Origin of the sequence: Nocardiopsis sp. TSRI0078 (assembly GCF_001905145.1) — a bacterium.
In the GTDB taxonomy this organism is placed as follows: Bacteria; Actinomycetota; Actinomycetes; order Streptosporangiales; family Streptosporangiaceae; genus Nocardiopsis.
Genome location: NZ_LWLB01000024.1, coordinates 1 through 9438, shown reverse-complemented (window position 1 = coordinate 9438; position 9438 = coordinate 1). Strand labels below are relative to the sequence as shown.

Below are 9438 nucleotides of genomic sequence, written 5' to 3'. Positions count from 1 at the left end.
GGGGTGGTTCTGCGCAGTCGGTGCGAGCCTGTGACCTGCACTTTCAGGATGAAAAAGGCTCACTGAGTTTTCGTTAGTTCTGCGGGTGTGAGGGGCTCGGTCGTGCGAGCATCACGGGCGTGCCCCTCACAGCTGCGTCCGATGCCCCCCGCACAAGCCGTCCCCCCGCTGACCCGCCCGCAACTGGCCGAGGCCTGGCGCATGCGCGCAGCCGGACTCTTCGACCAAGGCCACCCTTCCCAAGCCGAGATCGCGCGGATCCTCGGAGTCTGCGCAGACAGCGTTCGGCGCTGGAAACGCCTGTGGGAGCAGGGCGGGACCGCAGCACTGCGCCGCCGCCCGGCTACTGGACGACCTCCCAAGCTGACCGATGCCCAGGTGGAGTAGGTGCGAGCCGCGCTGGAGGAGGGAGCCCATGCCCATGGGTTCGAGTCCGATTTGTGGACCCTGGGGCGGGTGGGCTTGGTGGTCGAGCGCACCACCGGGGTGGAGCTGTCCTCCTCGGCGGTATGGCGGCTGTTGACCGTCCAGCTGGGCTGGAGTCTGCACCGCCCCCAGCGCAAGGCGGTGGAGCGCGATGAGGCCGAGATCGTTCGGTGGGTGGCGCATGAGTGGCCGTGTACCAAAAGGGGGCGCTGAGGAATCGGGCATGGACCGTCTTTCTCGACGAATCGGGCGTTTCCCTGCTGCCCCAGGTGCGCCGCACCTACGTACCCCGCGGCCACACGCCCACGTTGGCCCATCGGTTGAACTGGAAGCGGACTTCGATGGCCGCCGCGCTGGGCTATCACGCCGCAGAGGTCGGGCGCGGCGCCCGATGGTGCTTTCACCTGCGCCCGGGCAGTTATGACACCGACGCGTTGATCGCGGTGCTCGAACAGCTCAAGGCCTTCTATGAGGGCGAGCGGGCGGTGTTGGTCTGGGATGGGCTGAGTGCGCACTGGAGTCGGGCCACGCGCGCTTGGGGGACGGACAGGACTGGCTCACCCTGGAGCGGCTGCCCGCCTAACCGCAGTACAACTTACACAGCGCCTGATGGGCGGTGTATGGACGGCACGGACGTAATCACGCACGTCGACGGCGCCGGGGTTCGCACGCGGCGGTGTCAGGGCGGATGTGGGGCGCTGGTGGGCGAACACGGGGCACGGGCCCGCAGGGTCACGGGACGGCAAAGTGCTCCGCGAGGTGGGCCCCACCTGTACTGGACCTTGCACTGGGGAGCACACACGGAGGATCTCAGGGCCCCAACGACGGTGAGAGCCTCCTTCGAGGTCCTCACGAACCCCGTCTGAACCGGGGTTTTGTGGCGCACCCTGCAGGATTCGAACCTGCGGCCATCGGATTGGAAGGGCATCTCGCGAGGTCCTTGCGAGTGCGCGATCCTGTCTCAGGCCGCGGAAGCCGCTCTCGACCATGGACTGGATTGGTGGGTCGCCGCCGCGTGCACCGTCGTGGCAAACCCCAAGCCGAGCGCTTCCTCGCTGTCGTCGGGCCCGTGGCCCCCAGAACGTCACGGCAGGCTTACCGCACGAGACCCTCCCTCCCCTTCTTCGCAGGCACGAGCCTCTTGCCGTACGCGGCCGCTCCCGGTTGCCCGGGTCATTGCGCCGCTTCGGTAATCCGCCGTAGAGTCCGCCGCCCGATGCGGCTCATGGTCGGATTACTGTGCTCGTAGTACCAGACCAGGCCCAACGCCTGCTCGAAAGCCCAGGCCCGGCCGCGTTCCCACTCCGGGGTATCGCTGTCCAGCGCCTTCCTGAAGGCGTGCCTTGGTCCCTCCTCCAGCAGGTGCCAGGCACAGACCAGGTCCAGCGCCGGATCCGCCGGGCCCAGCCCGCCCACATCGAGCACCCCGGCCAAGCGCCCGTCTCGCACCAGGAGGTTGCCGGGTATCAGATCGCCGTGGCTCATGAGGTCAGGGCCCCCGGTCCTGGGCAGCTCCCGCATTCTCTCCCATAGTCCACGGAGGAGCGGAACGTCCAGCAGTCCCTCGCTGCGTTCCAGGCAGGCGTGCACCCAGGCGCCGTGGTCGCTGATTCGGCCGCCGCGGCCCGTTCTTTGGAACACTCGGCCGCCGGTGTCCATGGCCCGCACTTCACGTACGAAATCAGCCAGGTCCAGAGCGAAACTGACGCTCTCCCCCGGGTCGAGCCGGTCGGCGGGTGTCCCCGGCAGCCAGGTCTGTATCGCCCACGGCATCGGATAGCCCTGCCCCGGCTCCCCGATCGCCACGGGCTCGGGGGTGGCGAACCGTGTGTGTCCGAACAACTCGTGTGCGGCTGCGGCCTCGGCCTTCAACCGGCGGCCAACCGCTTCGGGTTCCTCCAACCGCAAAGGGAAGCGAACCGAGAACCGCTCGCCCAAGCGGAACACGGTGTTGACCGTGCCTCCGGGCAGGACAGGGGCCAGCGGTAGCCCGGTCCACTCCGGGAACTGGGCTGCGATGAGACGGGCAGCCGTTTCCACGGATACCGTGATCTGGTCGGCGTGCATATCCATCCGCCCAGTCTGAACGTTCACCGTTCAGTGAGGCATCTCTATTTCCTGGCCCGTCCGATCTGTGTCGTATCGGGTGTGGTGGGAGGTTGTCCTGTGGCGGGATCGCCCCCCGTCACTCCCGTGCAGCAAGGCGGCTGTCGAAGGTGATGTTGGGTCCGGCCGGCATCGTGTCGCCGGAGGTGGCACGGTAGGCGACTGAGCGGACGGCCTGACTGGTGCTGCGGGACGTCGGGAGGACCCGGCGGCACGGGCGGGGAACGGGGCGTGAGCAGGGAGCTGGTCCCATCTCGGTCCCACCCTGGTCCCATCAGTGCGGCGGCTCCTCGAAAGTGGAGCAGTGCGCCCCGGCTGACCTGGGGTTTTTGTGGCGCACCCGGCAGGGTTCGAACCCGCGGCCATCGGATGAGGAGTCCGGCGCTTTCGTGTCTCCACGTGCCACAGGGTGCCGTTCCATCCCTATCCATCCGTTCACCGCCATCGTTTCGTGTCAAGGGGTGCCGCCCGGTGTCGTCCCAGTCCGGAACTGCGGAGCACAAACGGAGCACACACCGGCCCCTGACGTCATCCGATGGCACCTCACGAGTACTCGTCGGCCGGGAGCCATCTCCCGTCACACGGTGGAAGGGCGCCTACTTCTTCGGCTCGTTCGTCGGCCGGGAGGAGGTGGTGACCCACGCCCCCGCCAGCAGGGTCGCCCCGACCGCGATCAACGCGATCGCCCACGACCCCACCGGCGCCATGGCCGTCTCACACAGACCAGTTCCCATGTTGGGCGGCGCCTCCCCCAAGGCAAACGACGCGTACTGTTCGACCGCCTGGCCCAGGTTGTTCCACAGGTGCCACCGGTCGGCTACCTGCAGGGCGTTGGGGGCTCCGCGGGCGCCGCCGTCGGCGTAGCAGCCGGCGCGGTCCCGGCAGATCACCTCCACTCCGGGGTGGTTGTGCAGCCACTGTTGGAGTGCGTCGGCGCTGCGTTCGTCGAGCACGGCCACTGGCCGGTGGGGGGTGGCGTCCACCAGCAGGGCCCCGTAGACGTGGCCTTTGCGCAGGGCGAAGTCGTTGACCCCCAGGATCCGTGGTGTGGGCTGTTCGGGGTCGGGTGCGGAGCGAATCAGGCGCAGCAGAGTGGAGCGGCTGATGGCGGCGGCCAGGTGGCCGGTCTCGGACAGCGGGCGGTGCGGGTGGTCGTGGCCGCGGTGACGTGCACCGTTCGGCTGTGTTGGAAAGCCTCGCCGATGTCGAGCCCAGCCAGGTGGGGGAAGAACAGGTTGAAGAGGGAGGAGAGGGACACCTCGTATCATCGCGGGCAAGGGCCAGGTCCCGCAGGCGCTTCATCGAATCTGCGCCAGATCCAGTATTCACGCGTCGTCGACACAGCACCGAGGAAATACCCCGATGGGCTGCGCTAACGCGCCACACGGATGGTCGTGGAGGCCTGCCGGAACCCGGCCACGCGCCCAGGAGCGATTGCCCGGATCAGCGACCAGCTCGGCGTCAACCGCGAGACCCTGCGCAACTGGGTAAACCAGGTCCTGGGCCGCTCCCGGGGCGGGCCGACCACGAAGATCCACGTGCTCGCCGATCAGTATCGGCGCCCCCTGGTGCTGGCCACCAGCCCCGGCCAGCGCGGGGACGGCCCCATGCTCGCGCCGCTGATGGCCGCGTTGCGGCCGCCGCGCAGCGTGGACAGGCCCCGGACCCGCCCGAACCAGGTGCTGGGCGACAAGGCCTACTCCAGCAGGTCGAACCGGGCGCTTCTGTGCCGCCGCAAGACCAAGGCGACCATCGCCCAACCCCGGGACCAGCGTGAGAACCGCCGTCGCAAGGGATCGGCGGGCGGTAGGCCGCCGGTCTTCGACCGGGAGGCCTACCGGGGCCGCCACGCGGTGGAGCGGTGCATCAACCTGCTCAAGCAGAACCGGGCGGTCGCGACCCGCTGTGACAAGCGGGCCGCGATCTTCGACGGGACCGTGCAGGTGGCCTCGACCCGGATCTGGCTGCGTGACCTCACCGGTTCGAACTGTGCGGACGACGGCGGTGCGTGCAACAGGAAAGGCCCTGCTGAGCAGGGTCTTCTTCCGTGTCCGAGGGGGACTTGAATTCCCACGCCCTTTGACGCCGGGGGAGAGGGAAAGCGCAGGTGAACAAGGCCGTGACCAGGAAGGGAAAGGGGTATGTCCTGTTGGTTCGCACGGGCTGGAGCGGGGCCTTCCGGGTTGGTCCGCAACCCGGTCGCACCCTCGCCGCACTCCAGGGGGAGGCCCCGCCTCGGAATTTCCAGGGCGGGGTCTCCGCCATGGGGAAGCCTGATGGGGCCTCTCCGCCGGCAAGACTCGTCGCTATGATCGTCGAAGCCGAGGCGATGCCCAGGGAGGGCGGTAAACCAGCGTTTTCGCTATGTTTGTCATTGGTCCATGGGTCATGAGTCCCAGTCGGTCGGGGGGTGCCTGTCACTCTGCGTTATGGTGACTCCACGCAAGGGCCTCATCCACGTATGAGAAGAAAGGGTCCATGCCGGCATGTTCGAAACCCCGAAAGATCATCTGCGGAACATTGACAGGTCGACCGCGAAAAGCGCGGAGCATCTGAGAAACATCAATCATTCGGCCGCGAGCTCCGCTCGGTCGGCGGCACAGAACACGGATCTTTTGAAGGGCATCGCTTTCACCAGCAGTGCCAGCATGGTCTTCAACGGCATCAACGCCGCGAACAGTGCACGAATGGCGAGGACGCAGGAGCAGCAATTCGCGCTCCAACAGGAGCAGCACGCGATCCAGCAGGCCATGGCCGAACAGACCGCCCGGCATGAGTTCTCGATGTGGCGACAGACACCGGAGGGTGAGGCGTTCGTCGACTGGCAGCGGCGTGCCGCTGTCCTCGTACCGTTCCTGCGCAACCGCGAACGGGTCTGGAACTCCGTGTGGGCGGACGCGATCAGGCGAGCGCAGGGCGAGATCCCCCCTGACGAGAGGCAGCGCTTCACGAGTCACCCGGCGCGACTGCGGCAGACCGGGCTCAAAACCGCTTTCCTCGTCAGTTTTGCCCTCTCCGGCCTGTTCGCACTCATGATGCTCCTTCAGATCGTGAGCGGGGCGGTTGCGGAGCCCCTCGCTCAAGCCGAGGGCAGGGACCGGCTCACCTACGCGGAATGCCTGGAGATCCTCAACGACCCGGACAACTTCATCATGAGCGAGGCCGACTGCGAAGCCATCAACCCCAACCCCAGCGGACCGATCGTCCGACGAGCCGTACCGATGGTGCTGTTCGCCGGATTGGGGATCACGTTCCTCGTCATGCGCAAGGCCAAGCAGCGAGCGGCGACGGCTGACCCGACCGTGGAGAACGAGGCCGCGGCGAGGATCGCCAAGTGGGGGTTCGACCCGCTGACGACGCGGGGCGCGTGGTACCCATGGCACGAGTCGCAGGGGTTCACCGGTTATCCCGACCGCATCGAACACATGGTGCGCAGCGGTCCCTCCCAGCGCCCGCAGCCGTCACAGCTCATTCCGCTCCAGGTACCGACCCCCTGGGCGCCTTCCCCCGGGCTCCCCACCGAGGTCCGCAGTGCCCTGGCCTCGTTCCAGAAGGAGAACGAGAGCTTCTCCCCCTGACGGTGAAGAGGTGGCACCACACCGCAGGACACCCCCGCCAGAGGCGAGGCGCGTCCTCGTGGACGGGTGGCGTCTCCAGGTCGGCTCCTGCGACCCGGGCAGCAAGAAAGGCCCTGCTGAGCGGGGCCTTCGTCTGTGTCCGAGGGGGGATCCAACCATTCCCCCACAGGGTCCGAGCTCCCTGGTCCTGAGCGCGGACCTGTCGCTGGACCGGTGGTGAGCTGGAATGGATTCCTCCCGCTGAGCTACCATCGCCGCCGTGCTGACGCCGGTCGTGATCGCGGCTGTGGTGTCCTCCTCCCCGTGTGGCTACGCGCCCAGTTCGACGCAGCCTGCGCCCAGGAACGGTCGTGAGGCGGGCCGTGGCGCTGCTTGAACCGGCTCGAACCGGCCACCGAACACGCGGGGCACTGGCAGCACGCCATCACCCACATCGACCGTGCCGCCGCCACCACAGGTCACCAAGTCGCGGTGATCACCCTCGACGGAATGCCCGTCCACGTGCACACCATGCTCCAGGAGCACGGAGTCCAAGTGGCCACACGGCCGGAGGGCATCAAAGCCCGCCTTCTCCTCGCCCTGGGGAAGGGCGCGCAGCGCTCCGCGGCGGGGACACGGCGCTTGCTGCCGCACCGGCGACTCCCGCACCAGATCGCCCTGGTCGCCCGGTGCCTGGGTGAAGCCGCCTCCCTGCACACCGCACGCCACCTGCTGGGCCGCGCCCCCGAGACCGCCGTGATCCTCACCGCCAGCGAGGCCCTCCGCGACCTGGCCCGCGCGTTGTCCCGCACACCGCACCTGTGTGTGGTCCACGAGGTCGACACCACCGAAGACCGCATCCTTCGGGCACTCGGACGCCTCGCCTCACCCAGGCGGGCTCTCGCCCTGTGCCCGACCCGGTCCGTGGAGGACGAGGTACGCGAACGCTTCCCCGCACTCAGGGCAGGCCGTCGCGGACTGGCGTAATGGTGGGGTGCGGCCGGTGGTGGCGGTGTGGACGGTGGAGCAGACCCGCGCCCTCCTGGACTTCGTCTCCGAGGACCGGTTGTACGCGCTGTTTCACCTTGTGGTGATGACCGGGCTGCGTCGGGGCGAGGTTGTGGGCCTGCGGTGGGAGGACGTCGACCTGGAGCGGGGGACGGTGCGGGTGGTGCGCCAGCTCCAGGCCCATCGGGGCCGGGGGTTGGTGGAGGTGGCGCCCAAGAGCGCGGCGAGCCGTCGCACGCTCATGGTGGACCACACCACGGTCGGTGTGCTGCGCCGCCACCAGTGGCGTCAACAACAGGAGGCCGAGGATCACGGCCGGGTGTGGGGGCCGGGAGGGTATGTGTTCACGGCGGCCGGTGGCGGGGTGTTGGCCCTGGAGCGGCTCTCGCGCATGTTTCGGAAGCTGAACACCGCCAGCGGGTTACCGCCGGTGCGATTGCACGATCTACGCCACGGGGCGGCGACGTTGGCGTTGGCGGCGGGGGTGGAGCTGAAGGTGGTCCAGGCGATGCTGGGGCACGCGAGCATCGTGTTGACCGCGGACACCTATGCCAGCGTGCTGCCGCAGGTGGCACGCGAGGCAGCGGAACGCACGGCGTCGCTGGTGTTGCGGGATGCGGGCTGGGTTCGTCGCCAGGTGCGGGGCAGAGCGGCCCGGCGGGATTCGGTGCCGGTCCCAGCCGGGCCCCACCATGGACCCACCACAGGGGATCCGAGGCTGTCCCATGTTCAGGAAAGGCTGTGACCTGGGGTTTTGTGGCGCACCCGGCAGGATTCGAACCTGCGACCATCGGATTAGAAGGGCGCTTTCGTATCTCTACATGCCATAGGGTGCCGTTTCGTCCGTATCCATCCGATCACTGCAATAGTTTCGTGTTAAGAGATGCCACCAGGTGTCGTGCCAGTCCAGAACTGCGGAGTACAAACGGAGCACACACCGGCCTCTGGTGGCGTCCGATGGCACCCCGCAAGGTCCTGGCCGACTACGGACCGCCCTCTGGTGTGGCTGGCCGACAGGTCGCCTCGTTCCTTTCCACCCGGGCTGTCTGTGTTCGTCCGCATGTCGGCTTGGTGTCTTGGGACATCCGGCCCTCGTCCACCGTCGGGAGTCTCGATCGTGGTGTACGTACTGAACTCGCTCCTGGGTCGCCTCGTGGGTTGCCGGCTCTACTCGGTGCAGTTCGTGATGGACTACGTCCAGTTGTGGTTCGACAGTGAAACGTCCGGTGACATGCCCTCGCTCACATGTGACGTTCTGCCCCAGGTGGTTCTGGACGGGCGACGGTTCGCCCCTGCAGAGCCCGGCTGGGCGGAGGCGCTGCGCACCCTCATCGGTCAGAACGTGAGCGCCACGCACGAGAAAACCAGCATCGGGCTCAAGGTCGACTTCGCCAGAGGTGCGATCCAGCTCCATTCGACCGCGAATGAACTCGAAGGCCTGGAGATCGCCACGCTCAGCGGCTTCGACGATCGCGGTTGGATGGTGTGGCGTCCGGGCGAGGAAGCGTTCGAGGACCTGTGATCAGGATGTCAATTGTTCGACGAACTACTCTGCCTGCTGTCTTGCGCCGGATCGTTTTCCGGCACTTTCTAGGGGCGCGCCCACCCGTCGGGCACTGTCAGGGTGTGTTGACCGTGGACGCCGCCGCAGGGCACCGCAAGAGGGGACCATGAAGCGCTCGAGAGGGCTGTGGGCGGGTGCCTTGGGATGGGCCGTCACAGCATGCGCGAGACCAGGGTGGTCCTGGCGTCCCGGTCCCACCCCCAGGCCGATCAGCGGGATGGCTTCGCTGAGCCACAGGTGCGTAGGGCTCTGACCTAGGGTTTTTGGCACACCCAGTAGGATTCAAACTTGCGGCCGTCAGGTCAGAAGAGGTTTGACCTGCTGTTTTACCGTTTACGTTCAGGTCAGTGAAGTATGGAGAGCAACTGCAAGGCTGGACGGACAGAGCAGATAATTCGGGGTAACCCGTGAGGGTGGTGGCCGGATCCGGCCACCGAGGCTTTCTGTCAGGTCACAGCATGTAATTCAGAACCGACTCTGCTGTGCTGGCCAAGAAAGCCCGTGTGCGTCTTGTGGTGACTTCAATGCGACTAGTAGCTTCATGTCCGGTTTGAAGTAGCTGTAACCGAGTCCCTCCGGGGACGGTGCTCCAACACAACAACAAGACAGGCATCCCCCATGCTCTCCCCCTTGCCCCGTTTGGCCACGTCCGGGAACACGGTCTGGTAGGTGTCCTGGGTGAAGTGGGTGGTGGCGTGGCCAAACTCGGCTGAGACCATGTCTCGTGCCGGTTTTATTGGAGGCTCGGAACCAACGCTTCACCCTGTGTTGAAGCGG

10 protein-coding genes, 1 tRNA gene and 1 pseudogene are annotated in these 9438 nt (G+C 67.1%); 8 read left to right on the top strand and 4 right to left on the bottom strand.

Going from position 1 to position 9438, the window contains the following annotated elements; all coding sequences use genetic code 11:
* Positions 1 to 141: 141 nt before the first annotated feature.
* From A6A08_RS29390 to A6A08_RS28870, 3 genes are read left to right on the top strand one after another with little or no spacing between them, the layout of a single operon-like run.
* Positions 142 to 387 carry a helix-turn-helix domain-containing protein gene (locus A6A08_RS29390; protein WP_143181792.1) on the top strand — a complete coding sequence of 82 codons (246 nt, stop codon included), beginning with the start codon at positions 142 to 144 and terminating at the stop codon, positions 385 to 387.
* On the top strand, positions 388 to 639 hold the full coding sequence (locus A6A08_RS27675; RefSeq protein ID WP_143181791.1) for a winged helix-turn-helix domain-containing protein: 252 nt from the start codon (positions 388 to 390) through the stop codon (positions 637 to 639).
* Positions 612 to 1292 (top strand): transposase, encoded by a 681-nt coding sequence (locus tag A6A08_RS28870; RefSeq protein WP_338013132.1) that lies wholly within the window; start codon positions 612 to 614, stop codon positions 1290 to 1292. The genes A6A08_RS27675 and A6A08_RS28870 overlap by 28 nt, the downstream gene beginning before the upstream one ends.
* A gap of 307 nt (positions 1293 to 1599) precedes the next feature.
* Here A6A08_RS28870 and A6A08_RS16860 read toward each other — a convergent pair whose 3' ends face one another.
* The 3 genes from A6A08_RS16860 to A6A08_RS29155 form a co-directional block, all read right to left on the bottom strand.
* Complete coding sequence (locus A6A08_RS16860) at positions 1600 to 2499, bottom strand: aminoglycoside phosphotransferase family protein (RefSeq protein WP_073703583.1); 900 nt, start codon at positions 2497 to 2499, stop codon at positions 1600 to 1602.
* 365 nt (positions 2500 to 2864) lie between these two features.
* Positions 2865 to 2945: transfer RNA gene (locus A6A08_RS16855), tRNA-Arg, on the bottom strand.
* Between the two features lie 183 nt (positions 2946 to 3128).
* Positions 3129 to 3800, bottom strand: coding sequence for a transposase (locus A6A08_RS29155; protein WP_073703580.1), 672 nt, complete (start codon positions 3798 to 3800; stop codon positions 3129 to 3131).
* Between the two features lie 120 nt (positions 3801 to 3920).
* On the opposite strand from A6A08_RS29155, the gene A6A08_RS16845 reads away from it, so the two are divergent.
* The 5 genes from A6A08_RS16845 to A6A08_RS16825 all read left to right on the top strand — a co-directional run bounded on the left by A6A08_RS16845 (position 3921) and on the right by A6A08_RS16825 (position 8619).
* A complete protein-coding gene (locus A6A08_RS16845) occupies positions 3921 to 4598 on the top strand; it encodes an IS5 family transposase (RefSeq protein ID WP_083609157.1) in 678 nt (225 codons plus the stop codon).
* Positions 4599 to 5018: 420 nt separating this feature from the next.
* Positions 5019 to 6110, top strand: a complete 1092-nt coding sequence (locus tag A6A08_RS16840) for a hypothetical protein (RefSeq protein WP_073703579.1) — start codon at positions 5019 to 5021, stop codon at positions 6108 to 6110.
* 372 nt (positions 6111 to 6482) lie between these two features.
* Complete coding sequence (locus tag A6A08_RS16835; RefSeq protein WP_242422692.1) at positions 6483 to 7076, top strand: hypothetical protein; 594 nt, start codon at positions 6483 to 6485, stop codon at positions 7074 to 7076.
* A gap of 34 nt (positions 7077 to 7110) precedes the next feature.
* Entirely contained in the window at positions 7111 to 7842 is a 732-nt protein-coding gene (locus tag A6A08_RS16830) for a site-specific integrase (RefSeq protein ID WP_073703582.1), read from the top strand.
* Positions 7843 to 8214: 372 nt separating this feature from the next.
* The gene (locus A6A08_RS16825) at positions 8215 to 8619 is read left to right on the top strand and encodes a hypothetical protein (RefSeq protein ID WP_083609155.1); all 405 of its coding nucleotides are present in this window, start codon (positions 8215 to 8217) and stop codon (positions 8617 to 8619) included.
* Positions 8620 to 9200: 581 nt separating this feature from the next.
* Here A6A08_RS16825 and A6A08_RS29385 read toward each other — a convergent pair.
* Positions 9201 to 9380, bottom strand: a pseudogene (locus A6A08_RS29385) (hypothetical protein); the annotation flags it as partial.
* Positions 9381 to 9438: the final 58 nt, after the last annotated feature.

Bases quoted from the DNA above. Each gene is read 5' to 3' on its own strand.
- A6A08_RS29390 (WP_143181792.1), top strand. From the start codon at position 142: ATGCCCCCCGCACAAGCCGTCCCCCCGCTGACCCGCCCGCAACTGGCC.
- A6A08_RS16860 (WP_073703583.1), bottom strand. From the start codon at position 2,499: ATGGATATGCACGCCGACCAGATCACGGTATCCGTGGAAACGGCTGCC.
- A6A08_RS29155 (WP_073703580.1), bottom strand. From the start codon at position 3,800: ATGATACGAGGTGTCCCTCTCCTCCCTCTTCAACCTGTTCTTCCCCCA.
- A6A08_RS16845 (WP_083609157.1), top strand. From the start codon at position 3,921: ATGGTCGTGGAGGCCTGCCGGAACCCGGCCACGCGCCCAGGAGCGATT.
- A6A08_RS16840 (WP_073703579.1), top strand. From the start codon at position 5,019: ATGTTCGAAACCCCGAAAGATCATCTGCGGAACATTGACAGGTCGACC.